The organism is Streptomyces sp. NPDC057253 (genome assembly GCF_042669125.1).
In the GTDB taxonomy this organism is placed as follows: Bacteria; Actinomycetota; Actinomycetes; order Streptomycetales; family Streptomycetaceae; genus Streptomyces.
The window spans coordinates 1-1,097 of sequence record NZ_JBHUXV010000307.1; the positions used below are offsets into that span (position 1 = coordinate 1).

Genomic DNA, 1,097 nt, shown 5'->3' on the forward strand with positions numbered 1-1,097 from the left:
ACCGGGTTCTCCGGTGCCCCCACGGCGTTCGGGTGCCGTTCGCACCGGCCGGCGCGGGCGGGTGCGGTGGTGCCGCGTCGCCGCGGTGCCGGGTGGCTCGCGAGGGACAGCCCTGCGGCGCCGTGTGTTCCACGCCTTCCGGGACGTCAGTGGTCCTGGAAGAAGCTCCACATCAGCTGGTTCGCGCTGATCTCCTGGGTGACCGTCCCCAGTACGGGCGGCCACGGCACGGTCGCCCCCGGCCAGGTGTGGCCGCCCCCTTCGATGACGTACATGGTGACGTCCGCGCCCCCGCGGCAACCGGTGTGGTCGGTGCGGGTCACGTGTTCGGAGACCCGGGTGTCCCGGGGCTCCCGGCGGCAGCCGTCGAGGGCCGCCCATCGGTTCGTGGCGGCGACGGCGCCGTAGCCCCAGTACGCCGCACCGCCGCCCGCGAACGGGTTGATCTGGTCGCCGGTTCCGGCGAACGACAGGACCGGCACCGGTCGTCCGGGCGTACAGGTCTTGGGGTCGGGTACGAAGCCGCCGTCGGCCCCCGCCGTCGGAGCGCCCGCCCGCAGACCCGCCACGGCGGCGATCGCCGCCACCCGGCCCGGATGGTCGCAGGCGTACTGCGACACCATCCTGGCGCCGCCGGAGTAGCCGGTCGCGTAGACCCTGCCCGCGTCGGCGCAGCCGGTGCGTACGAGCTGCGTGATGGTGTCGGTCAGGAACTGCTCGTCGTCCGGGCCGTCCCCGTCGGTGACGTGCGGGACGTTCCACTGGTATCCGGCGCCCACGACCATGGCGCCCTGGGGCGCGGCCACCAGGAAGCCCTCGTTCTCGGCGGTCTCCTCCAGTTGGCTGCCGTCCAGCTGATAGGCCGCGGTGCCCTGGCTGCCGTGCAGGTTGAGCACCAGGGGAAGTCGGCCGTTCACCGTCGTGCGGTGCGGCGCGTACACCACCACGACCCGGTCCAGTCCGCCGGAACGGACGGTGAGGGTCGTGCGGCCCGGCTCCAGCCGGCAGCCGCGGTTCGCGGTGCCGTCCTCGGCGGCTGCCGAGGACGGCACCATGACCGCGGCGGTGGCGAGTGCGGCTGTCGCACAGGCGAACAG

Annotated in this window: 1 protein-coding gene; it reads right to left on the reverse strand. The window is 74.0% G+C overall.

Annotated features, from left to right (window positions below; translation table 11 throughout):
* Positions 1-146: 146 nt before the first annotated feature.
* A partial coding sequence (locus ACFULQ_RS49160) for an alpha/beta hydrolase family esterase (protein ID WP_383558385.1) occupies positions 147-1,097 on the reverse strand: 951 nt, incomplete at its 5' end.